The following is a 23688-nucleotide window of genomic DNA, read 5'->3' on the forward strand; positions in this document are numbered from 1 at the left end:
CATGACGCTTTCTGCGCCTTCGGACGCGACAACCGTTCTTGTCATCTCAAGCCATGTCGTGCGCGGTTCTGTTGGAAACCGCGCTGCCGTTTTCGCTTTGGAAACGCTCGGATTTCCCGTCTGGGCCGTGCCCACAGTCGTGTTGCCGTGGCATCCCGGCCATGGTCCTGCCGGGCGTATCGTGCCGCCTGCCCAAGAGTTTGCAACACTGATGCAGGATCTTGAACGCGCGCCGTGGCTTGGTGAAGTTGGGGCTATCCTCACCGGTTATCTTGGCCATCCCGAACAGGCGAAAGCTGTGGCGGGACTGGTAAAAAAAGTGAAGGAGCGCAATCCCAACGCGCTTTATCTTTGCGATCCGGTCATTGGCGATCAGAAGGGGCTTTATGTTCCGGAAGCGACAGCCGTCGGTATTCGCGATCACTTGATACCCCTTGCCGATATTGCAACGCCCAATCGCTTCGAGTTGTCATGGCTGACTGGTGTTGAACTTGAAGACAACAAAGCATTGATGGAAGCGGCCCTTGATACGGGGCCAGCAACCATGCTGGTGACATCGGCTTTTCCATTGATGAGTGGCAGTATCGGCAATATTCTGCTCACGCCAACCCTTGCGCTGATGGCGGAGCATCGATGCGTCGATGGGCCGACCAATGGTCTGGGCGATCTGACATCAGCGGTGTTTCTCGCGCGCAGGCTTGCGGGCTTTTCAGAAGAAAAAACTCTGCAAAGCACAACGGCGGCGGTGTTTGAGATCATGGCCCGTTCAGCAAAACGCGGCGCTGATGAATTGATGCTTGAAGCGGATGCCTCCAGTCTCGCAACGCCTATGGCAATGGTACAGATGAGGCGGCTCGTCCATCCGACCAAGGGATTGCGTGCATAGAACGGTTCAAATTTTGATTGCTCTGTGTTTTCGATAGGGATAATGGAAAGCCATGGCTGATATTCCAGATTCACTCCTCGCCGGTTACCAGACCTTTATGAGCGAGCATTTCGCGTCTGAAACGGCACGTTATAAAGAACTCGCTGAAAAAGGTCAGGCACCACAGACCCTTGTCATTGCCTGCTGCGATTCCCGTGCCGCTCCAGAAACAATTTTCAATACGGCACCGGGCGAAATTTTCGTTCTTCGGAATGTTGCCAATCTTATTCCGCCTTACGAGCCGGATGGTGAATTTCATGCGGCGTCTGCTGCACTCGAATTTGCAGTCCAGAGCCTTAAGGTGAAGAACATCGTTGTCATGGGGCATGGCCGATGCGGCGGCATCAAGGCGGCCCTTGATACGCAAAGCGCACCACTTTCACCGAGTGATTTTATCGGTAAATGGATGAGCCTGATTGCGCCTGCGGCGGAAACGGTCAATGGCAATGATCTGATGACGCAGAGCGAGCGTCAGACAGCGCTTGAGCGTATTTCGATCCGCTATTCGCTCAATAATCTGCGCACATTTCCATGTGTCGATATTCTTGAGAAGAAGGGCAAGCTCACCCTTTATGGCGTATGGTTCGATATTTCGACCGGCGAGCTGTGGGTAATGGATCAGCAGTCCGGTGACTTCAAAAGACCAGAAGTTTCGCTCGAAAAGGCACCGGAAACGGCAGCATAAAAAAAGCCCCGAAAATCGGGGCTTTTCTCTATTCAGACTATGGCGAAACAGCGCGTTGTTTCACCATAGATATGATTATTTATCGATTGCCTTACCCATTTCAGCAATGGCACGCTGGTAGACCTGTGCAGCATTCCAGCCTTGAATTGCACCATAGTTTGGTTCGCCCGGCTGATAACCGGCGCCGCGCTTCCAGCCATGACCGACGAGGAAGTTGGCGGTCGAATAAAGGGCGTCAGCTTTCGAGCGCGCCATGTCGATATGACCGCTGCCATCACCGTCTACGCCGTATTTCAGCACGTTGACCGGCAGGAACTGGGTCTGGCCGATTTCGCCATGCATGGCACCGACCGCATTCGGATCAAGATCCTGATTGTCGATGAGCTTGAGCGCTGCATAAAGCTGGTTGGTGAAGTAGTCGCTGCGACGGCAATCATAAGCAAGCGTTGCAACTGCGGAAAGCGTGTGCTGCTTGCCGAGATAGGCGCCGAACCCGGTTTCCATGCCCCAGATCGCGATCAACGGGCCAGCAGGAACGCCATAACGCTTTTCAATGGCTGCGAAGAGAGCTGCATTCTGCTTTTTGATCGATCTGCCGCGCTGGATGATGGTGTTTGCACCGCGCTTCTGCATAAACTGATCAAAAGAAAGCTTGAAGCTCTTCTGATTGCGATCGGCATTGATGGTTGCCTGCGCATATTTCGTCTTGGCCAGAGCATCAAGCGAACGCTTGCCAAGGCCGCGTGACTGCGCTTCCTTGATCGTCTGCTGAAGCCAGGCATTGTAGCCGGCACCATTGTTGCCGCACTGGGCTGCTTCAACGATGCTGGTTCCAGCCATCATACCCACTGCAAAAACTGCTGCTGCCGTCCAAATCCGGCCCTTGGCAAACAATGCCATTCGTTTCTCCTTTGGAGTTGATTCTACCTCGGCGCGAATTTGCCATTCTTTACACCGAATGTCATGCCGCAATGACGCGTAAGGCTTATGGCACGGCGGCGCGCTTACAGTCCTTTTTTCACGTATTCTTCAAATTTTGGTAAATTGGAACCAAATCACTTGCTTTAAGGTGCAATTTGTTGGTTACACATTGCCTTTTTCCGCCTTTTGCTTGACATTACGGGCTGAAGCCCCTAAAGCCTCGCCCAATCTATCCGCGATCTTCAGAACGCGAGCCACCGACCGGGACCCATTTGGTATAAAGAGATCCCGGAGGTCCACATCCGACAGCGCGATGCGCCCTCGGGTGCTGTATCGCTTTGGTCGGTTCTTGAACTGCCTGGATCAAAGGACAAGGAAACACAATGTTTGAATCACTTCAGGAGCGTCTTGGCTCCATTTTGAACGGCCTGACTGGACGCGGCGCTCTTTCTGAAAGCGACGTGACGGCTGCGCTGCGCGAAGTGCGGCGTGCGCTGATTGAAGCCGACGTTTCGCTGGAAGTGGTTCGTTCATTCACCGACCGTGTTCGTGAGAAGGCGGTTGGTGCTGAAATTCTCAAAAGCATCAAGCCCGGCCAGATGGTCGTTAAGATCGTTCATGACGAGCTTATCGAAATGCTGGGCACAGAAGGTGTCACGGTTGATCTGAATGCACCGGCACCTGTCGTCATTATGATGGTGGGTCTTCAGGGGTCGGGTAAGACGACCACCACGGGTAAGCTCTCCAAGCGTCTGACAGAGCGTCAACGCAAAAAGGTGTTGATGGCGTCGCTTGATACGCGTCGTCCGGCAGCACAGGAACAGCTTCGTCAGCTTGGTATCCAGACCTCTGTCGATACATTGCCAATCATCGCTGGCCAGTCGCCGGTTGAAATCGCCAAGCGCGCCGTGCAGGCTGCAAAGCTCGGTGGTCATGATGTGGTTATCCTCGATACCGCTGGTCGCACGCATATCGATGAGCCGCTGATGGTGGAAATGGCGGATATCCGCAAGGCCGCCAATCCACATGAAATTCTGCTTGTGGCAGACAGCCTCACCGGTCAGGACGCCGTTAATCTCGCGCGCAATTTTGATGAACGCGTGGGTATTACTGGTATCGTTCTCACTCGTATGGATGGCGATGGCCGTGGCGGTGCAGCCCTTTCGATGCGCGCCATTACCGGCAAGCCGATCAAGCTGATCGCCACCGGTGAAAAGATGGATGCGCTTGAGGAGTTCTATCCCAAGCGTATTGCCGACCGTATTCTTGGCATGGGCGACATCGTTTCGCTCGTTGAAAAAGCTGCTGAAAACATCGACGCGGAAAAAGCCGCTGCGATGGCCAAGAAGATGCAGTCGGGCAAGTTCGATCTCAACGATCTTGCCGATCAGCTGGGCCAGATGAAAAAGCTCGGTGGTATGGGCAGCATTATGGGCATGATGCCCGGCATGGGCGGAATGAAGGACAAGGCTGCGGCAGCCGGTCTTGACGACAAGGTCTTTGATCGTCAGCTCGCCATTATCGGCTCGATGACCAAGGCTGAGCGCGCCAATCCCGACCTTCTCAAGCACAGCCGCAAGCAGCGCATTGCCAAAGGTTCCGGAACCAGTGCTGCCGACATCAACAAGCTTCTCAAGATGCACCGCCAGATGGCCGACATGATGAAAGTCATGGGTAAGGGCAAGGGCGGAATGATGAAGCAGATGATGGGTGGCCTTGCCAACAAGATGGGCCTTGGTGGTCTGGGCGGCGGCATGGGCGGCATGCCTGATCTCTCCAAGATGGACCCAAAGCAGCTTGAAGCGCTTGCCAAGCAGGCAGAAGCAGCCGGTCTTACCAAGGGTGGCGGTTTGCCGGGGCTTCCCGGTGGTGGTCTGCCGGGTTTAGGTGGGCCTAAGCTTCCGGGTCTTGGCGGTGGTCTGCCCGGTTTGCCGAAGAAGAAGTGAGTAAGATGGCTGACGAACAGAACACTGTACCTGCTGAACTTCTCGCATTACGCGCATCCATCGATAATATCGATGCGGCGCTCATCCACATGCTTGCGGAGCGCTTTCGCTGCACCAAGGCTGTGGGTGTCCTGAAAGCCGAGCGCGGCCTCGCTGCTGCTGACCCGGCCCGTGAGAAGCGTCAGGTCGAGCGCCTTCGCGGCCTCGCAGTTGATGCCCATCTCGATCCAGATTTTGCCGAAAAATTCCTGAACTTCATCGTGAAGGAAGTCATTCGGCACCATGAGCATGCCGCTGCCAATCACAGCGGAAACTAAATACCCTAAAACGGTTTAACCTATCGCCCATCAAGGGCAGAATTATTGTCTAAAGGAAAGAAAAAATGGCTCTTAAGATCCGTCTCGCCCGCGCTGGCTCCAAGAAGCGTCCTTACTACCACGTTGTTGTTGCGGATGCTCGCAGCCCGCGTGATGGCCGCTTCATCGAAGCCGTTGGTGCATGGAACCCAATGCTTGCAAAAGACGCTGAACGCGTAAAGCTCGACGCTGACCGTATCCAGCATTGGATTGCACAGGGCGCACAGCCAACCGATCGCGTTCTTCGCTTCCTCGACCAGGCCGGTCTTGCAAAGCGTGAAGCACGCAGCAACCTGACCAAGGGTCTGCCAGGCAAGAAGGCTCAGGAACGTCTCGCTCTTGCCAAGCAGGCTGAAGAAGAAGCTGCTGCAAAAGCTGCTGAAGCTGCAGCCGCCGCTGCCGCTCCTGCTGAAGAAGCTGCAAGCGAATAATTTTTCGCTATTTGCGAACATAAAAAGCGGCGGAGCAATCCGTCGCTTTTTTGTTTGTCTTCTTACATTGGATTAAACAACTGGACGAAAAGCGATTTTTCTCTATCCTGTTGATATAGTGTTTGTATTTGCGACCTGCTGCATATGCGATATAAAATAAGTCTTCAGGCACTGTTTGTGCGCCCTGTTCAGGAGAACACCATGTCGGCTGTGATGGCTATCCGTTCTTTGTCTTTCCGTCGTTTGTTTATTGTCCTTGGGCTAGCCGCTCTTGTGCCGCTGTTGTCGGCCTGTGGTTTCAACACCATTCCAACCAATGATGAAAAGGCCAAAGCTGCGTGGAGTGAAGTGCAGAACCAGTATCAGCGCCGTGCCGATCTTGTGCCTAATCTGGTCGAGACTGTGAAGGGCTACGCTGCCCATGAAAAAGAAACTCTTCAGGCGGTAATCGATGCGCGCGCCAAGGCGACACAGGTGCAGATAACGCCGGAAACGCTCAACAATCCTGAACTCTTCAAGCAGTTTCAGGACAATCAGGCCAACCTTACCAGTGCGCTTTCGCGTCTGATGGTCGTCGTGGAGCGCTATCCGGACCTTAAGGCCAACCAGAACTTCCTGGCGCTTCAATCCCAGCTTGAGGGTACGGAAAACCGTATTGCTGTGGCACGCCGCGATTATATCGAGGCTGTGCGCGTTTATAATACGTCGATCCGCACCATGCCGACGATGATCTGGACATGGATATGGTATCGTGATGCTAAGCCAATGCAGACATTCAGCGCGGATGCTGCAAGCCAGAGCGCACCTCAGGTTAACTTCAACAACTGATCGGGAAACCCGTGGCAGCTTTGCTTCCCTTTCGCGCGGCGGCCTTACGTGGCCTGAATGGGCCGCGATTGCTTGCGGCTGTTCTGCTTTTCCTGTTTGCGAGTTTTGTGGCCGTTGGCGCGAATGCGCAGGATGCGACAAAGCCGGCACAGGCATTGACGGGGCGCGTGGTGGATGCAGCGGGGATTATCGATCCCGCTCAGTTGCAGCAACTCACGCAGAAGCTTGCAGACTTTGAAGCAAAGTCCTCCGATCAGGTGGTTGTGGTGACTGTCCCGAGCCTGAATGGCGAGGATATTGAGAGCTATTCCAATCGCTTGTTCCGCGCCTGGGCGCTGGGGCAGAAACAGGAAAATAACGGTATTCTGCTGGTGGTTGCCCCCAATGATCGCAAGGTGCGTATTGAGGTTGGTTACGGGCTTGAAGGCACGATGACGGATGCGCTTTCGAGCGTTATCATCAATGGTACAATCATCCCAGAATTCCGCAGCGGTAATTACTCAGAAGGCATCGTGCAGGGGGTGGATGGCATTCTGTCGGTTTTGTCTGGCGATGCTGCCGAGCTTGAAGCGCGCGCCAAACGGAATGCTCAGACGAGTTCGGGCTCCGGTGATGTCGATTGGGTGTTCGTTATTTTCATCACATTCTGGGTATTGATCTTCTTTGGCGGCTTCGGCATGGCGATCTTGACACCGATTTTTGGACGCAAGATTGGCCCCGGAAAATATCGCTGGCTTGGTATGGTGGTGGATTTTAATTCCCGTGGCGGTTCCGGCGGCGGCGGCTTTTCTGGCGGCGGTGGCGGCTGGTCATCGGGTGGCAGTGGTGGCGGCGGGTTTTCCGGCGGTGGCGGATCGTCCGGGGGCGGTGGCGCTTCGGGTAGCTGGTAAGGGAGAATTTTGTGCGCGCTAAAAACCTTATCAGTGATCAGAATCACAAACGTATTGCCGAGGCGATCCGTGCTGCTGAAACCAATACAAGTGGTGAAATCTACGCAGTTCTTGCCCGCGCCAGTGATGATTATTTCTTCGCGGCCGGTTTTGTTGCGACCTGTGGCATTCTGATCGCTTCGGTGGTCGCGGCGTTCCTTGCGCATTGGTACTGGTTTGACATCAGCCTTCCCATGTTCGGCCTCGCGGTGCTTGCGGCCTTTGCAACGGCTATGTTTTTGCTTTGGCTGGTGCCCTCAATCCGTATTTTACTGGTGCCGCGCCGTATTCGCTATAAGCGCGCACATTTGAACGCGTTACAGCAATTTCTGGCGCGCAATGTCCATATCACGGAACACCGAACCGGCATTTTGCTGTTCGTTTCCATGGCCGAACATTATGCAGAAGTGATTGCTGATGCCGGTATTGATGCGCGTGTTGAGCAGGAAGAGTGGAATGGCATCGTTGCAACACTGATACATCATGCTTCGCGTTTGGAAGTTGCAGACGGTTTTGTACTGGCGATTGGGCAGGCGGGGGTGTTGCTGGAAAAACATTTTCCTGCGGGCGAGCACACGATCAACGAGTTGGATGATCACTTGATCGAACTTTAAGTCTGTCTGACAGATTCGGATTCGCCGCTCATTTGTGGCAGAATTGCGCTTTTATGACGTTTACGTAAACCTGGCATGTCCATCCATGGAAAAGCTGGGCGGCATATTTCGAAATTTCTTAAAGCGTTTTCGAAGCTTTGTTCCAAATTAAATGGATTAGATACGAATTTTCTGGCGTTCACTGTTTTTTTTGGTTGTTTTCAGCGATTTGTCATCGAAACGCATGTTCAATCTGCTAGTTTGGCGCGCATTGCCATCATGACAGGAGTATCCGACGTGACTGCAAAGCAGGATCGGTCGAGCAAAATTAAGGGTTCCAAGGCAGGCAAGGAGGAGAAGAAGGGAGGAAAGTCGAAGGCGCTTGATGCCTTTTCGCAGCTTCTCTTTGAATGGGCGCCGCCCGAAGATCTTGCGGCCTATGATGCCGCCGCGCTCGATAAGTCTGCCCAGTATGGCTACGAAGCGCTCGAATCCTATCGCAAGGGTAAAAGCATCATCAGCGTCGATAACAGCATCGAACGCCAAGGTCGCGCCGTCAGCGTTATTACCATCGTCAACGACAATATGCCGTTCCTGCTCGACTCGATTATGGGTGAGCTGAACGATCATGTCAGCCAGATTTTCATGGTTGTTCACCCGGTTCTCGACATTGAGCGGGAAAAGGACAGCCTTACAATTTTAGGCGAAGCTTCGCAGCTTGCACCTGCCAAGGGTGTTGAGCGCGTCAGCCTTGTGCAGATTCATCTTCCAGCCCTCGACAAGCAGGCCAAGACTGATCTCACCGCTGCTATCAAGCGTGTGCTCGGACAGGTTCGTTCTGCTGTCAGCGATTGGAAGCCAATGCTCAAGCGTCTTGATGACGCTATCGCCGATTATAAGCGCGTTCAGGAACTGACCCTTGATCCGGCTATGCCGGAGGCAATCGCGTTTCTTGAATGGCTGCGTGATGATCGTTTTATTTTCCTTGGAATGCGCGAACTGACCTTCAAGGGCAAGGGCGACAAGCGTGAGCTCGTGCCGGTCAAGGAGACGCTTGGCATTCTCAATGACAGTGAAGTCCGCGTTCTGCGTAAGGACGACGACGACAAGGCCACGCCGCGCGAGATCACCGACTTCCTTGATAGCAGTGAACCATTGATCGTCACGAAAGCAAATTCGCTGTCGCTGGTGCATCGCAGATCGTATCTTGATTATGTCGGTGTAAAGATCTTTGGTGACAAGGGCGAGGCTATTGGTGAGCTTCGTCTCGTTGGTTTGTTCACCTCTGTTGCTTATGTAAGCTCCGTTGCCAGCATTCCATTTATTCGATCAAAGGCAGATGCAGTTATCCGGCATCTGGGCTTTAACCGCGAAGACCATTCCGGCAAGGCGCTTGTCAATGTGCTGGAAGAATATCCGCGTGATGAGCTGTTCCAGATCGATGTGGAAAGCCTGACGGCCAATGCCGAACTGATTCTGGCACTTGGTGAGCGCCCACGCGTTCGTGCGATCCCGCGTCTGGACCGTTTTGGCCGTTTTGCCACCGTGCTGGTCTATATTCCGCGTGACCGTTACGATTCTGTCGTGCGTGAGAAGATCGGCCATTATCTTGTCGAGATTTATGGCGGCGACAGTTTTGAGTTCCATCCGGTCTTTTTGCAAAATGGTCTGACGCGCGTTCAGTTCGTCATCCGCCGTCATGAACGTTCCACGCCGCATGTGGATCGTGATGCGCTGGAAGAAGAAGTGCGTTCGATCGTTCGTACTTGGGAAGACGCGGTGCGTGAAAGCGCGGACAGCGTGGATGCAAAGACTATTGCTCTGGCTTCGAGCTTCCCGCAATCCTATCGCGAAATCTTCACCGCTCCTGAAGCGCTTGTCGATGCAGAGCGCATCGCAGGCCTTAATGCAGAAGCTCCGCTCTTTGTGGACTTCTATCGCTATCGTACCGATGGTCCGGATGCGGTTTCGCTCAAGCTTTATCATCATGGCGCGCCGGTTGCGCTGTCGCAGCGTGTGCCGCTTCTCGAAAATATGGGTTTCCGCGTGGTCAGCGAACAGACCCTTGACCTTCCGCAAGCGGGTGAGGACGGTGCCGCAGTTTACGTGCATGACATGCAGCTCGTAAACGCCTATGGCGCGCCGGTTGATCTGTCTGACGATGGCGAGATGCTGGAAGATGTGTTCCGCACGGTCTGGGACGGTCTTGCCGACAATGATGGCTATAACGCGCTGGTGCAGACTGCACGTCTCACGGCACGTCAGATCATGATCCTGCGCTCTTATGGCCGTTATCTGCAGCAGGCAGGTATTGCCTATTCGCAAGGTTTCATTGCAGCCGCACTCAACCGCTATCCGGAAATTGCCAGCGATCTTTATTCGCTGTTCGATCTGCGCTTCAACCCGTCGGCCAAGCGTCGTGACGCCGCTGAAAAGAAGCTGGTTGATGCTATCGAAACGGCGCTTCTCGGTGTGCCGAGTGCGGATGATGATCAGATTTTGCGCCGCTTCCGCAATCTGATCGAAGCAACCTTGCGCACCAATGCTTACCAGCCAAATGATGAAGGCAAGCCGCGTGTGACCTTTGCGTTCAAGCTCAATCCACGGCTTGTCGAAGGTCTGCCCGATCCGCGCCCATATCGCGAAATTTTCGTCTATGGCCCCGAAGTGGAAGGTGTGCATTTGCGCTTTGGCGCTGTTGCGCGTGGTGGTCTGCGCTGGTCGGACCGCGCACAGGATTACCGCACGGAAGTTTTGGGCCTCGTCAAGGCACAGCAGGTCAAGAATGCGGTGATTGTGCCGGTTGGTGCCAAAGGCGGCTTCTATCCGAAGCGTTTGCCTGTCGGTGGCGATCGCAATGCTGTGTTTGAAGCCGGTCGTGATGCCTACAAGGTTTTCATCTCCACGCTTCTGTCGGTCACTGACAATATTCATGACAATGATGTTGTGCCACCTGCGGACGTGGTGCGTCACGACAATGACGATCCTTATTTCGTTGTCGCTGCCGACAAGGGCACGGCAACTTTTTCCGATACGGCCAATGCGATCAGCCAGGCACATGACTTCTGGCTCGATGATGCTTTCGCATCGGGTGGCTCTGCCGGTTACGACCACAAGGGCATGGGCATCACCGCGCGCGGTGCATGGGAAGCCGTGAAGCGGCATTTCCGTGAGTTCAACAAGGATATCCAGACCGAACCGTTCACGGTTGCCGGTGTGGGCGACATGTCGGGCGATGTATTCGGCAACGGTATGCTTTTGTCGGAGCAGATCAGGTTGGTTGCAGCCTTTGATCATCGTGACATCTTCATCGATCCGACCCCGGTTCCGGCTGACGGCTATGCAGAGCGCAAGCGTCTGTTCGAACTGCCGCGTTCAAGCTGGCAGGATTATGATCGCTCGAAGATTTCGTCAGGTGGCGGTGTCTATAGCCGCAGCCAGAAGACGATCACGCTGTCAGCTGAAGCTGCAAAGGCCATTGGCCTTGGCAAAACTACCGCTTCGCCGCAGGAAATCATGACGGCGATCCTGAAAGCGGAGGTCGATCTTCTGTGGTTCGGTGGTATCGGCACCTATATTCGAGCAGGCAACGAAACGGATGCGCAGGTTGGTGATCGAGCCAATGATGCCATTCGTATCACGGGTTCGGATGTTCGGGCGAAGGTGATCGGCGAGGGTGCCAATCTTGGTGTCACGCAACGCGGACGCATTGAATATGCGCTCAACGGCGGTCGCGGCAATACCGATGCCATCGACAACTCGGCAGGCGTCAACTGCTCCGACGTTGAGGTCAATATCAAGATTGCGCTGGCTGCTGCCATGCGTTCGGGCAAGCTTAAGCGTCCGGCACGCAACAAGCTGCTGGTGAGCATGACCGATGATGTGTCTGAACTGGTGCTGCGCAACAACTATCTGCAGCCACTCGCGCTTTCGCTGAGTGAACGTCAGGGCCTCACAGAGCTTCCTTATCAGGCTCGCTTCATGGCCGAGCTTGAAGCGCGCAAACTGCTGGATCGCAAGGTCGAGTATCTGCCTTCGGATGCAGTGCTGAATGACCGCCAGAAGTCAGGACAGCCGCTGACGCGTCCGGAACTTGCAGTTCTGCTTGCTTATGCCAAGCTGTCACTGTCGGATGATCTGGTCGCAAGCAAACTGCCTGATGAGCCGTACTTCGAAGAGTTGCTGTTTAGCTATTTCCCGAAGCGTATGGTGAAAACCTATGCCGAGGAAATTTCCAATCACCGTCTGAAGCGCGAAATCGTCGCTACTTTGCTGGCGAATGATGTCATTAATCGTGGCGGCATCACATTCATCAGCCGTCTGGCCGATACGACGGGCAAGTCGCCTGCCGATATTGTCCGCGCTTATGTGGCGGTGCGCGATGGCTTTGAGATCAATGCGATCTATGACGCGATCGATGCGCTCGATAACAAGGTGACGGGTGATGTGCAGAACCAGTTCTATCACCTGGTTGGCGAGATGTTGCTTGCAACGACCGCCTGGGTTCTGCGCAACGACACCACGCGTGCAAACCTGACAGAGCTGGTGAACACCATCACCACAGCACGTGCGGCGCTTGAGCCACGCTTTGATGGTCTGATGCCGGATTACCTGATCGATGCGGTGCAGGCAGACAAGGCAGCCTTTGTTGAAAAGGGTGCGCCTGAAAAGCTTGCTCAGCGTCTGGCCAATCTGCAACTTGCAGGCATCATGCCGGACATCGCGTTGATCGCACATCTGGCTTCTGCCGATCTGGTTGCAACCGCCAAGACCTATTTCGGCGTATCGGAAGCCTTCCGCATTGGCCGTATCGAAGAAGCCGCGCGCACAATTCCGGTTACGGATTATTATGACGGTCTGGCACTGTCGCGTGCAAGCGATACGATCACCCAGGCAGCGCGTGGCATTACGATTGCTGCACTGAAAAAGCACGGCAAGGAAAAAGATCCGGCGGCAGTATGGTTTGCGGAAGATGCAGCACGCATCGACCAGATCAGAAGCCGCATGGTTGCGCTGACAGAAGGCGGTGATCTGACCGTGTCACGTCTGGCTGTTGCTGCGGGGCTTATGTCGGATCTGACGCAATAATTGTGAAACTACGAATAGAATTAAAAAGGGCGGCTTCGGTCGCCTTTTTTGCTTTGTTGTGGTGAGTCTATTAGCAGTGTACCTTCGCAATGCTTTACGGGGGGCAGGCGTAACATATGACGGAACAGGCAATGGTAGCAGACGGCTATTCTTCACGCCGCGGTGTGTGGGGCTGGATATTTTTCGACTGGGCGGCTCAGCCATTTTTCACAGTCGTTACCACTTTCATTTTTGGGCCTTATTTCATCTCGCGAATGGCCGAAAGTCCGGAGGCTGGTCAGATTGCATGGGGCTATGGTTTTGCGGCAGCGGGGCTTGCCGTTGCAATCCTGTCTCCCTTTCTTGGCGCTGTTTCCGACAGGACCGGTGCACGCAAGCCGTGGATCGCCTTCTTTGCCATCATTCAGATTGTTTGTCTGTCGCTGCTCTGGTTTGCAGTGCCAGGCGCCAATATCTACTGGGTTTTGCTGGCCTTTGCGCTGGCCATGATTGCGGCCGAGTTTTCCATTGTTTTCAATGATTCGATGATGCCTCGACTGGTTCCACGCAACGATATTGGCCGGGTGTCCAATATTGCCTGGGGGCTGGGCTATATGGGCGGCATGATTGTTTTGATTTTCATTGTGTTTTGCCTTGCAGCATCGCCTGAGACCGGAAAAACGATCATCGGTATTGATCCTCTGTTCGGGCTTGATCCGGCTAAAGGGGAGGATGGGCGAATCGCCGGGCCGATTGCGGCGCTTTGGTATCTGGTTTTCATTCTCCCGATGTTCTTCTTCACACCGGACGTTGCCAAAGGAGAGCCGCTCGGGCGTGCTTTGCGTTCAGGCCTGTCCGAGCTTAAAGCGACGTTGAGGGAGGTTCGTAAGCGTCCGGGAATTGTCCGCTTCCTGATTGCACGGATGATTTACCAGGATGGCGTCAATGCTTTGCTCGCACTGGGCGCCGGTTATGCGGCCGTATTGTTTGGCTGGTCGATCACTGAAATCGGTTTGTTCGGCATGATTCTCAATGTGATGGCAATTTTCAGCTGTCTGCTGGCCAGTAAATTTGATACGCGATTCGGCTCAAAGGTCGTGGTGCTGGGATCTATTGTGCTGTTGCTGATTGCTTCGCTTGGAATCGTATCGACAGATCATCAATCCACTTTGTTTGGCTTCCTGATGTTTGCACCAACGGATGCAAAAGGGTTATTCGCCACGCCTGCCGAACACGCTTATCTGATTTACGGGCTGATGATCGGAGCAGCCTTTGGCCCCGTTCAGGCGTCTTCGCGATCATGGTTCGCGCGTAGCATTAAGCCGGAGGAATCAGGCCGTTATTTTGGCATTTATGCTTTGGCTGGTCGGGCAACAAGCTTTATCGGTCCGTTTCTGGTTGCGACTGTTACGGCACTCAGCGGGTCGGCAGCGCTTGGCATGTCGGTGCTTGTTGTTTTGTTTGCCGCGGGTCTTTTGCTTGCGAAGGCAACGCCTTATCCGGCGGAAGCTATATAGGTGACTGGCGCAGTGCTCTTGCTGCGCCAGTCTTTTTTCTACATCATGCCTGCTGCTTTGGCGCAGGCAATCGCAATCAAGCCGCCAACAATTGGCGCTACCACCGGCACCCAGGCATAAGCCCAGTCTGAACCGCCTTTGCCGGGAATAGGCAGCAATGCATGGGCGATACGTGGTCCGAGATCGCGTGCCGGATTGATTGCATAGCCGGTAGGTCCACCCAGTGAAACACCAAGCGCCCAGACAAGCAGCCCGACCATCAGAGGTCCAAGAACGCCCGTTGCACCAACGGCCTTTGCGCCAATTGCAATGACCACAAAGACCAGAACAAATGTGCCAATCACTTCTGTTATGAAGTTGGCCGGAATGTTGCGGATCGCCGGGCCTGTGCAGAAAACACCGAGCTTTAATCCCTGATCGGTTGTTGGGCGCCAGTGAGCCAGATAGGCAAGATAAACGAGAACGGCACCGGTAAAGGCGCCGAGCATTTGCGCTGCAATGTATGGGGCAACATCGGCAGCCGGAAATGTGCCTGCTGCGTAAAAAGCAAGGGTCACAGCCGGATTGAGATGGCCTGCACTGCCTGCTGCAACCGCAACCATCACACCACACAAGACGGCAAAGCCCCAGCCTGCGGTGATGACGATCCAACCGGAATTCTGACCTTTGGAATTGGCCAGAAGCACGTTGGCTACCACACCATCACCCAACAGAACGAGCATCATCGTGCCAAGAAATTCCCCGATAAAACCGCTAGTCATTATCTGCTCCGAGAAAATAATTTAGGTTAAAAGAAACCATCCGATGCGCAGATGCGCTCATCGGCCGTTTGTATTGATTGTGTATTTTCAAGTTCTGGACTGTTTATTCAGGCCGAAACAGCGCCTTAATCAATCCAGTTAAGGGACCGTTGGACAGCCTTTTCCCACGAATTGAACAGGCGGGTTCTTTCCTTCGTTGTCATCTTCGGATGCCAGCGCTGGCCGACCTGCCAGTTCTCGATAATGTCATTCGTTGATTTCCAGTATCCCACAGCAAGACCGGCTGCATAGGCCGCACCAAGCGCTGTGGTTTCGATGATCTTCGGACGCACAACCGGCACATCAAGAATGTCAGACTGGAATTGCATCAGCAGTTCATTGACGGTCATACCGCCATCTGCACGCAGTTCTGTAATTTCTACGCCTGAATCCTTGACCATGGCTTCAAGCACTTCGCGCACCTGATAGGCACTTGCTTCGAGTGCCGCACGCGCGATGTGGCCTTTGTTTGCGAAGCGGGTTAGCCCGGCGATAATACCACGCGCGGAATCTTCCCAATGCGGGGCGTAAAGACCTGAGAAGGCGGGGACGAAATAGACGTCTCCATTATCTTCGACCGTGCGTGCCAGTGTTTCGATATCACCGCTGTTTTTGATGATGCCAAGATTGTCGCGCAGCCATTGCACCAGTGCGCCGGTGATCGCGATGGAGCCTTCCAGTGCATAGACGGGCTTTTTATCACCAAGCTGATAAGCAACGGTTGTCAGCAGGCCATAGGTGGATGGAACCAGCTTTTCGCCGGTATTCATGAGCATGAAGCAGCCGGTGCCATAGGTGTTCTTGGCTTCACCCGGTTCAAGGCAAGCCTGACCGAAAAGAGCTGCCTGCTGATCCCCCAGAATGCCTGCAAGCTTGGCGCCACCAAGCGCGGGCAGGGTAATCTCGCCATAGACTTCACTGGAAGAGCGAACCTCTGGCAGGCAAGCCGCAGGAATATCGAAAAGGCTCAGAATCTCCTCGTCCCATTTCAGCGTTGCAAGGTCCATGAGCTGGGTGCGCGAAGCATTGGTCACATCGGTGATGTGAATTCCACCCTCTATGCCGCCAGTGAGGTTCCAGACAAGCCAGCTGTCCATCGTGCCGAACAGGGCGTCACCCGTTTCGGCTTTTTCGCGTGCACCGGGTACATTATCGAGGATCCAGCGTAGTTTGAGACCAGAGAAATAGGTTGAGATCGGCAGCCCGGTTTTATCGCGCAGGCGGTCCGCACCACCGTCCTTTACAAACTGATCGACCAGTTGGTCGGTGCGTGTGTCCATCCAGACAATGGCGTTGTAAAGCGGTGCGCCGGTCTTCCTGTCCCACAGCAGCGTTGTTTCGCGCTGGTTGGTAATGCCAACAGACGCAATATCGGAAGCCTTGAGCTTGGCCTTTTTCAGTGTTTCAGCGATGACATGCTGCGTGTTGCGCCAGATTTCATTGGCATTGTGCTCAACCCAGCCGGCCTTTGGATAAATTTGTTCGTGTTCGCGTTGATCCATGGCGATAATGTCGCCGTGGCGGTCAAAAATAATGAAGCGTGAACTGGTGGTTCCCTGATCGATGGAACCGATGAACTGAGTCATTGCTTATGCTCCTCCCATGTGGGCGTCATGTTGTGAGACGAAAATCGCATGCCTCACCGCATGACAAATCAACTTAATACAGTCACGCGTTTCAGGCATTCCCAATAATTCTGAAACAAGCGTGACTTTCACAAAATTTCGACATCAACAAAAAACGAATTAATATGAAAGGCAAACGAAAGCAATTGAAATTATTGCCAGTAAAAAAGCCGAGGAAGTGGTCTTCCTCGGCTTTGTGCATCGATATGTGACTATTCCAGCATGGCGGACCCGAAATTCCTATCACTCTAGTGCCACTATCTGAGCGAATTTCGGGGCCAAAGCCATACTAGTAAATTGTTGAATCTAGTGTGGTTTACGGATTTGTAGTTCCTCCACGTGAATGCAACAAAAATGACAGGAACTTCAAATCCACCACACTAGTGGCGGAAGTGGCGCATCCCCGTCATGACCATGGCAATGCCATGTTCGTCAGCCGCAGCGATGACTTCATCGTCACGCATTGAGCCGCCCGGCTGGATAACCGCCGTTGCACCTGCCTGAACAGCCGAAAGCAGGCCATCAGCAAATGGGAAGAACGCATCGGATGCAACAACACAGCCCTTGGTCAGCGGCTCGGCAAGACCGGCTGCTTCAGCTGCGTCTTCTGCCTTGCGGGCAGCGATGCGGGCCGAATCAACACGACTCATCTGACCTGCGCCGATGCCAACCGTTGCGCCGTCCTTGACGTAAACAATCGCATTCGACTTCACGTGTTTGCCGACGCGGAAAGCGAACTTCATATCGTTGAGCTCGGCTTCCGTTGGCGAACGTTTGGTGACCACTTTCAGATCAAGATCATCAACAACGCCGTTGTCGCGTGACTGAACCAGAAGGCCGCCTGCAACGGTTTTTGCTGCAATGCCTTTGGCACGTGGATCAGGCAGGCCGCCCGTTACCAAGAGACGCAGGTTCTTCTTGGCCGCAACGATGGCCTGTGCACCTTCGGTGGCGTCCGGTGCGATGATGACTTCGGTAAAGATTTTGACGATTTCCTCAGCGGCGGCTTCATCAAGTGTCTTGTTGAGCGCAACAACGCCACCAAAAGCCGAAACCGGATCGCAGGCGAGGGCCTTGAGATATGCTTCCTTGATGGTGGCAGCTTCTGCAACGCCGCAAGGATTGGCGTGCTTGATGATGGCAACGGCTGCGGTGCGCGCCGGGTCAAACTCGGCTACGAGTTCGAAAGCTGCATCGGTGTCGTTGATGTTGTTATAGGAAAGTTGCTTGCCCTGAAGCTGCGTTGCTGTGGTAACGCCCGGACGCTGTTCGCCGGTCAGGTAGAAGCCAGCCGTCTGATGCGGGTTTTCACCATAACGCATGACAGAATGCAGCTTGCCTGCGATCGAACGATAGGTCGGTGTTTCCTCATTGATTGCTTCGGCAAACCAGTTGGAAATGGCTGCATCATAAGCGGCCGTGCGCGAGAACGCCTTGGCTGCAAGCTTTTTGCGGAAGGAAATCGGCAGCGAGCCTTTGTTCTTTTCGAGCTCAGAGACAACCTCTTCATAGTCAGCGGGATCGACAACGGTTGCGACATAAGCATGGTTCTTTGCCGAAGCGCGGATCATGGCCGGGCCGCCAATGTCGATATTTTCAACCGTGGTGTCATAATCGCCACCCTTGAAGCGAACTTCTTCAAACGGGTAGAGATTGATGACAGCCAGATCAATGCCGCCAATGCCATGGGCTTCCATGGCTGCAACATGTTCAGGATCGTTGCGTACAGCAAGCAGCCCGCCGTGGACCGATGGATGCAACGTCTTCACGCGCCCATCCATGATTTCCGGGAAGCCGGTGACTTCCGAAACGTCTTTTACAGGAATGCCTTCTGCGGCAATCGACTTTGCGGTGCCGCCGGTCGAAAGGATTTCAACACCATGGGCATGAAGTGCCTTGGCAAAATCGATGAGGCCGGTCTTGTCGGAAACGGAAAGAAGGGCGCGGCGCACCCGATGAAGATCGGGAGCGGGAATATGCTTGGAGCTGACAGCCATAGGAAATGGTCTCTTCGTTGCTGAAGCGTTTTGCGTTCAGGAAGGGTGGGACGGTTTGCGGGTTAGCACAGACGAGACGCGAATCATACCTTAAAAGCGTCCTGGTCAAGCTTTTGAGGTTAAGCGTAGCTTCCAATGGCAACGCGGCTGAATTGCCAGTTTACTTCCGGCAGATCAGAAGCCGGAAAAGACAGCACGATCTGCTTTGATGTCACAGGACCACGGAACCCGGCAAAGAAGATGCTGTCTTCAAGCTGCGGGGCCACTTCGAAACAGGAGAACGCCCATGTATCGTCATGAGGAGCGCTCAAATTGATCAGGCCATTTTCATCAAGCGAGATGTCCACCGATGGGTGGATGTGAAAACGCACGGCAATATTATCACGCCCGTTGGCTTTCAACGCCTTGGCATCGCCGCGATAAAAGCGGTCCGCACCTTGTATGACACTGCCCTGATGCGACAGCACGACGCGACGCTCATGAAAGATGCCAAAAAGGCGGACATAACCATCATGATTTGCAACAAAACCTTGCCGTCCTGTGTCTTCGATCCGGTCGCGCTGCACGCGTGTGGGACCGGCGATGATCGGCGTGCCAATCATGTTGGAAAGGCCTGCATTGCGGCTGAAACGGCACGACGATGTATCGTTGATGGTTGCGGTTGAATGCGCAGCCGTTGAGCGTCCCAATGGACGAAATTCCGGCGGGCCGTAGCGGTCAACACCGGAATTGACGATATAGCGCTGGCGGCCTGAGGACATTTCAAAGGCAAGACAACCCGCATGGGCATCGCGCGACGCCGTTACAGGCGGAGGAAGGCCCGTATCGGCGATGATGGTTGTCGCCCCCATCGACAGGCGTTCATAGCCGGAATAGGGGGCGTGGGTTAGTGGCGCGCCTGCGGTTTCGTCGTGACGCAGCACCGAAATAATCCGCTCGGAAAGAGTTGGACCAACACCGTTGAACAGCGCGAGACTGCCATCCTGATGCCGGAAAAAACGCAGCGCAGGCAGCATGCGCTCGACAGCTTCGATCAATGCCTTTGGCGGTGATTCGGTGCCATTGGCATAGGTCTGGCGCAGTGGCAGAAGATCGGCCAGCAGTTCAAGGATCGTAACCGGATTGCGCGAAATATGCCCACCATCGGGCAGGATCTGGCGCTTCAGCTCATATTCGAGATTGCGTCGTGCTGCACGCGCGGTCGGCGGCGAAACCGGCAAAGCGAGTGCCGCAAAAGCCAGCGCAATACGCGCACGCAGGCGTTCTTCGCCGTCATCCATAGCGGAAGCGACAGTGCGCAGGTAGCGCACCTGCATGGCAAGCGAGCGCATGAATTTGCGATAGGCAGGCAATTCTGCGCCAGAAAGAATGAGGTTGGAATGTTGCAACCATGCGATGATGCGCTGTGCTGTAACTTCCGGTGACCAGGCAAGACCACCGATGCGCTTGCCATAAAGGCGCATCCAATCGTCAACGAGTGCGCGCGCATTGGCGGTCGCAAGCTCGCTGTTGGCGCTTTTCAGATGGCGCAGCCAGCCAAAGCCCTGAAGGGCCGCTTCCCATTCCGGCGTCGGTGGCTCAACGGCAAAAGGCGACATGCCACCGGTTTCGACGAGGCGACCAGCCAGCGCAAAACGACCGTGGTAGAATTCTTGCGCCAGTTGCGGGTCAGCGACGCGGAGATCCGGTGGCGCAATGAGGATGCGGTCCGGCGTGAAGCCGCTGAACCGCCAGCGAAAAAGCGGACCCATGCGCAGACGGCGGCTGAACTTGCGCCAAGCCTGTGCAACGGCCAGTCCCCAAAGATGCGGGGTTTCGCTCAACGCGACTGCCACCCTCTCGTTCTCCGTATTATAATTCATTCGCATCGGACCCGATAAGGCAGGTCCATCCTTTCATGGCATGATGAATCGAAATGCCGGTTTCTCGATTTCGGAATCATGCATTCTTAGAATCGTCGATAATGGTGAATCGAGTGTTAACCATAACGGGTGCGGTGCGCCCGTTATGGAAAATTCACCGATTTTAATCAGCCGTAGCTAACGGATCAGGCCTTGCGTCTGAAGCGGGCAGCGAAAAAGCCATCCATGCCCGCCATATTTGAATTGCCATCAAACGTGTCAGCAGCCAAATCGGCAGGGGTCGAACGCAGGAAGCCTTCACCCGTGATCAGACCTTCAAGACCCGGACAATCGTCCAGCGTGATCGGATAAGCTTCAAGTGCTGGATTTTCGAGCGCCTTGCGGGCCAGCTCTTCGCCTTCTATTGGATGCAGCGAGCAATTGGAGAAGACAATGGTGCCGCCGGGTTTCACCAAATTTATTGCATGGGCGAGCAGCTTTGCCTGAAGCGTGGCAAGCTTTGCAATATCCTGCGGTGTTTTGGTCCATGGCACGTCCGGGTGGCGGCGCACCGTGCCGGTGGATGAGCAGGGTGCATCAAGAAGAACTGCGTCAAACAATTTGTCGGGCGTGTAATCCATCAGGTTGGTGGCGACAGTGCGTGCCTTGTAGCCAAGACGCTCCAGATTGCCTTGAAGACGCTTGAGCCGGTTTTCCGACATATCAAGCGCTGTCACATCCGCCCCCTGCAACACAAGCTGCGCGGTCTTGCCGCCGGGCGCTGCGCAAAGATCGGCAACGCGTTTGCCCTTGATGTCGCCCATCAGCCGTGCTGGCAAGCTTGCCGCCGCATCCTGTACCCACCAGTCGCCCTCTGCAAAGCCGGGCAGTTCGGTGAGATTGCCCTCAACAGTCTCAAGGCGTACCGAGCCGTTCGGCAGGGCTGTGCCGCCGAGCTTTTCCGCCCATTCCTTCGGATCGCCTTTTACGGTGAAATCGATCGGTGGTTCATAAGCGTGCATGGCGAGAATGGCTGCTGCCTTTTCCGCGCCATAAGCGTCTTTAATACTGTTTGCAAACCATTCCGGCACATTGGTTTCCGGCTGCAATGTATGGGCGAGAGCGCGTTCCTTGTTGCGCGACAGACGGCGCAGAAGTGCGTTCACAAGACCTGCATATTTGCGATTGCGCGGATCGGCATTGGCCGCTTCAACGGCCAGATCAACGGCCGAATGATCCGGAAGGTTGAGGTAGAAAATCTGTGCGACGGCCACATGCAGAAGGTGTTTGAGCGCATGCGCATTTTCCGGCAAAGGCCGGTCGAGGCGCTTGTTGATGGCACGTTCAATGCTGCCGCGATTGCGCAGCGCGGAGCCCAGAATAGCGCGAACCAGTGCGCGGTCGCGTGGTTCAAGCGCCAGATATTGCGGATGACCGTGGCTGTTGTCGGTCAGACCGTCGAGCGATGTGTTTTTTTCAATCACCGCACCAAGCAGGCGAGCCGCAGTCAGACGTGCAGCAAGACCGGGGCGCAACTGTTCAGCGCGGTCTGCGGCATGCTTATGGGATTGCGGCTTTTTATTTCCACGCTTTGGCGCAGCTTTTTTATCGTTCACGCTGTTCTACTTTATCTGACGCGCAACTGGTTTTTGGGTTGCGCTTTTATGACCAAGGACCCCGATAGCCGGAGCCGCCACTGTTGTTTCCGCCTGCATTACCCCATGGACCACTGTTTTGGGAAGGGGGGGAGCTGCGCTGCGCCATTGCCGTCGAGCGAATCCCCATTTCAGCCGCCATCTGTTCCAGCGCCTGAATACGATTATCCGTGTCTGGATGTGTCGAAAAAAGGTTGTCAGCACCGCGTCCGCTCAGCGGATTGATAATGAACATATGGGCGGTTGCCGGGTTATGTTCGGCTTCTTCATTAACAACTGACTTAGCGCCACGGGCGATCTTGCCAAGGGCGGATGAGAGCCAGAGCGGGTTGCCGCAGATTTCGGCGCCTCTGCGGTCGGCGGCATATTCGCGGGTACGGCTTACCGCCATCTGCACGATCATCGCCGCAAAAGGAGCCACGATCATTGCAAGGATCGTACCGACTACGCCAATGATGCCATTGCCGTTTTCGCGATTGCCGCCGAGGAAGAATGCAAAATTGCCGAGCATGGAGATTGCACCCGCGAGCGTGGCGACGATTGTCATGGTCAGCGTATCGCGGTTCTGAACATGCGCCAGCTCATGCGCCATCACGCCCGCAACTTCTTCCGGTGTCAGGCGATTGAGAAGGCCGGTTGTGGCTGCAACAGCTGCATTTTCGGGATTTCGGCCCGTCGCAAAGGCATTGGGCTGGTCTTCATGGATGATATACACCTTTGGCATTGGCAGGCCCGCATTGGCTGCAAGGCCGCTGACCATGCGGTAATAGTCGGGGGCTGAGCGCGCATCGACTTCCTGCGCATTATACATACGCAGGACCATCTTGTCGGAATTCCAGTAGCCAAACAGGTTCATGGCAACAGCAATCACCAGTGCGATCATCATGCCGCCGCCGCCGCCCAGCAAATAGCCGATGCTCATGAACATGACTGTCATGAGAGCAATCAGCATGGCAGTTTTCGTCATATTCATGCGTGTAGGTCTCCGGTTCAGTAACAGTTTACACAATCGGGGTTTTGCTTCCCCGTCAGGTTTAACTATATGATGGGTATCAAACGCCCGATCTTCAATAATGGGCTCTAATAACGGATTTCAAACGGATGACCGATACATTCAACGAACCCGCCAGCAACGATAATGCCGAACCGCGCAAGTTTGACGATTTGCCGCCAGCAGCCCAGCGTGCGCTGAAAGAAGCCGAAGAACGCCGGGCCGCTGAAAAAGCCGAAAAGCTGCCACGAGAAATTGGCGGTCGCGGCGGCAAGGATCCCGCCCGCTTTGGCGACTGGGAAATCAAAGGCCGGACCATAGATTTCTAATCTGGGATGTTTCCATGCTTCCATCAAACGTGGAAGAACACGACTTATCTCCCTCTCTCTATATATGTGCGAAGGGATGGGCTGCATTAAGTGCTGTTTTGATTTGGTATAGAGTTGGGATGTTTTAAATTGTTTCTGTTTGGTAAAAATGGATTGTTTTGCCTGTGGAAAGAAAAGTTATCCTTTTTGCGGATTATGCGTTGACAGTTTTGTTGAGTGGGGTCTATATGGCGCCACAACGAGGGCGGCGAC

At 54.5% G+C, this 23688-nt stretch carries 18 protein-coding genes; 11 read left to right on the plus strand and 7 right to left on the minus strand.

Annotation, left to right across the window (positions count from 1 at the left end; translation table 11 throughout):
* Nucleotide 1: 1 nt before the first annotated feature.
* Nucleotides 2-886 (plus strand): pyridoxal kinase PdxY, encoded by an 885-nt coding sequence (pdxY, locus tag VBH83_RS15005; RefSeq protein WP_396998459.1) that lies wholly within the window; start codon nt 2-4, stop codon nt 884-886.
* Nucleotides 887-938: 52 nt separating this feature from the next.
* Nucleotides 939-1610, plus strand: a complete 672-nt coding sequence (locus VBH83_RS15010) for a carbonic anhydrase (protein ID WP_265985190.1) — start codon at nt 939-941, stop codon at nt 1608-1610.
* Nucleotides 1611-1685: 75 nt separating this feature from the next.
* Here the strand turns inward: VBH83_RS15010 and VBH83_RS15015 are convergent, their stop codons facing one another.
* Nucleotides 1686-2510, minus strand: a complete 825-nt coding sequence (locus tag VBH83_RS15015; protein WP_265985191.1) for a lytic murein transglycosylase — start codon at nt 2508-2510, stop codon at nt 1686-1688.
* Between the two features lie 404 nt (nt 2511-2914).
* On the opposite strand from VBH83_RS15015, the gene ffh reads away from it, so the two are divergent.
* The 8 genes from ffh to VBH83_RS15055 all read left to right on the plus strand — a co-directional run bounded on the left by ffh (nt 2915) and on the right by VBH83_RS15055 (nt 14198).
* Nucleotides 2915-4477 carry a signal recognition particle protein gene (gene ffh, locus VBH83_RS15020; RefSeq protein ID WP_265985192.1) on the plus strand — a complete coding sequence of 521 codons (1563 nt, stop codon included), beginning with the start codon at nt 2915-2917 and terminating at the stop codon, nt 4475-4477.
* A gap of 5 nt (nt 4478-4482) precedes the next feature.
* The gene (locus tag VBH83_RS15025; RefSeq protein WP_007876888.1) at nt 4483-4794 is read left to right on the plus strand and encodes a chorismate mutase; all 312 of its coding nucleotides are present in this window, start codon (nt 4483-4485) and stop codon (nt 4792-4794) included.
* Nucleotides 4795-4859: 65 nt separating this feature from the next.
* Nucleotides 4860-5264 carry a 30S ribosomal protein S16 gene (rpsP, locus tag VBH83_RS15030; protein WP_265985193.1) on the plus strand — a complete coding sequence of 135 codons (405 nt, stop codon included), beginning with the start codon at nt 4860-4862 and terminating at the stop codon, nt 5262-5264.
* A 201-nt stretch (nt 5265-5465) separates the two neighbouring features.
* Nucleotides 5466-6092 (plus strand): LemA family protein, encoded by a 627-nt coding sequence (locus tag VBH83_RS15035; protein WP_265985194.1) that lies wholly within the window; start codon nt 5466-5468, stop codon nt 6090-6092.
* An 83-nt stretch (nt 6093-6175) separates the two neighbouring features.
* On the plus strand, nt 6176-6982 hold the full coding sequence (locus tag VBH83_RS15040; protein ID WP_265985226.1) for a YgcG family protein: 807 nt from the start codon (nt 6176-6178) through the stop codon (nt 6980-6982).
* 11 nt (nt 6983-6993) lie between these two features.
* Nucleotides 6994-7635, plus strand: a complete 642-nt coding sequence (locus VBH83_RS15045) for a TPM domain-containing protein (protein WP_265985195.1) — start codon at nt 6994-6996, stop codon at nt 7633-7635.
* A gap of 276 nt (nt 7636-7911) precedes the next feature.
* Complete coding sequence (locus VBH83_RS15050; RefSeq protein WP_396998470.1) at nt 7912-12702, plus strand: NAD-glutamate dehydrogenase; 4791 nt, start codon at nt 7912-7914, stop codon at nt 12700-12702.
* Between the two features lie 116 nt (nt 12703-12818).
* Nucleotides 12819-14198, plus strand: a complete 1380-nt coding sequence (locus tag VBH83_RS15055; protein WP_265985196.1) for an MFS transporter — start codon at nt 12819-12821, stop codon at nt 14196-14198.
* Between the two features lie 38 nt (nt 14199-14236).
* On the opposite strand, the gene VBH83_RS15060 is transcribed toward VBH83_RS15055, so the two are convergent.
* From VBH83_RS15060 to htpX, 6 genes are all read right to left on the minus strand, one after another.
* Nucleotides 14237-14959, minus strand: a complete 723-nt coding sequence (locus VBH83_RS15060; RefSeq protein WP_265985197.1) for an MIP/aquaporin family protein — start codon at nt 14957-14959, stop codon at nt 14237-14239.
* Between the two features lie 125 nt (nt 14960-15084).
* Nucleotides 15085-16584 (minus strand): glycerol kinase GlpK, encoded by a 1500-nt coding sequence (gene glpK / locus VBH83_RS15065; protein WP_265985198.1) that lies wholly within the window; start codon nt 16582-16584, stop codon nt 15085-15087.
* 419 nt (nt 16585-17003) lie between these two features.
* Complete coding sequence (gene purH / locus VBH83_RS15070; RefSeq protein ID WP_396998464.1) at nt 17004-18620, minus strand: bifunctional phosphoribosylaminoimidazolecarboxamide formyltransferase/IMP cyclohydrolase; 1617 nt, start codon at nt 18618-18620, stop codon at nt 17004-17006.
* 119 nt (nt 18621-18739) lie between these two features.
* On the minus strand, nt 18740-20455 hold the full coding sequence (locus VBH83_RS15075) for a heparinase II/III family protein (protein ID WP_396998466.1): 1716 nt from the start codon (nt 20453-20455) through the stop codon (nt 18740-18742).
* A 212-nt stretch (nt 20456-20667) separates the two neighbouring features.
* The gene (locus tag VBH83_RS15080; protein WP_396998467.1) at nt 20668-22077 is read right to left on the minus strand and encodes an RsmB/NOP family class I SAM-dependent RNA methyltransferase; all 1410 of its coding nucleotides are present in this window, start codon (nt 22075-22077) and stop codon (nt 20668-20670) included.
* Between the two features lie 46 nt (nt 22078-22123).
* Nucleotides 22124-23089 (minus strand): zinc metalloprotease HtpX, encoded by a 966-nt coding sequence (gene htpX / locus VBH83_RS15085; RefSeq protein ID WP_265985204.1) that lies wholly within the window; start codon nt 23087-23089, stop codon nt 22124-22126.
* 128 nt (nt 23090-23217) lie between these two features.
* Between htpX and VBH83_RS15090 the strand changes: the two genes are divergently transcribed.
* Entirely contained in the window at nt 23218-23436 is a 219-nt protein-coding gene (locus VBH83_RS15090) for a DUF1674 domain-containing protein (protein WP_265985205.1), read from the plus strand.
* Nucleotides 23437-23688 lie beyond the last annotated feature (252 nt).

The sequence above is a fragment of the Ochrobactrum sp. S1502_03 genome (genome assembly GCF_044435015.1).
GTDB classification, from domain to species: domain Bacteria; phylum Pseudomonadota; class Alphaproteobacteria; order Rhizobiales; family Rhizobiaceae; genus Brucella; species Brucella chromiisoli.

What these genes read in the sequence shown, in the direction of transcription:
- pdxY (WP_396998459.1), top strand. Translation starts at nt 2, where the DNA reads ATGACGCTTTCTGCGCCTTCGGACGCGACAACCGTTCTTGTCATCTCA.
- VBH83_RS15010 (WP_265985190.1), top strand. Translation starts at nt 939, where the DNA reads ATGGCTGATATTCCAGATTCACTCCTCGCCGGTTACCAGACCTTTATG.
- VBH83_RS15015 (WP_265985191.1), bottom strand. Translation starts at nt 2,510, where the DNA reads ATGGCATTGTTTGCCAAGGGCCGGATTTGGACGGCAGCAGCAGTTTTT.
- ffh (WP_265985192.1), top strand. Translation starts at nt 2,915, where the DNA reads ATGTTTGAATCACTTCAGGAGCGTCTTGGCTCCATTTTGAACGGCCTG.
- VBH83_RS15025 (WP_007876888.1), top strand. Translation starts at nt 4,483, where the DNA reads ATGGCTGACGAACAGAACACTGTACCTGCTGAACTTCTCGCATTACGC.
- rpsP (WP_265985193.1), top strand. Translation starts at nt 4,860, where the DNA reads ATGGCTCTTAAGATCCGTCTCGCCCGCGCTGGCTCCAAGAAGCGTCCT.
- VBH83_RS15035 (WP_265985194.1), top strand. Translation starts at nt 5,466, where the DNA reads ATGTCGGCTGTGATGGCTATCCGTTCTTTGTCTTTCCGTCGTTTGTTT.
- VBH83_RS15055 (WP_265985196.1), top strand. Translation starts at nt 12,819, where the DNA reads ATGACGGAACAGGCAATGGTAGCAGACGGCTATTCTTCACGCCGCGGT.
- VBH83_RS15060 (WP_265985197.1), bottom strand. Translation starts at nt 14,959, where the DNA reads ATGACTAGCGGTTTTATCGGGGAATTTCTTGGCACGATGATGCTCGTT.
- glpK (WP_265985198.1), bottom strand. Translation starts at nt 16,584, where the DNA reads ATGACTCAGTTCATCGGTTCCATCGATCAGGGAACCACCAGTTCACGC.
- purH (WP_396998464.1), bottom strand. Translation starts at nt 18,620, where the DNA reads ATGGCTGTCAGCTCCAAGCATATTCCCGCTCCCGATCTTCATCGGGTG.
- htpX (WP_265985204.1), bottom strand. Translation starts at nt 23,089, where the DNA reads ATGAATATGACGAAAACTGCCATGCTGATTGCTCTCATGACAGTCATG.
- VBH83_RS15090 (WP_265985205.1), top strand. Translation starts at nt 23,218, where the DNA reads ATGACCGATACATTCAACGAACCCGCCAGCAACGATAATGCCGAACCG.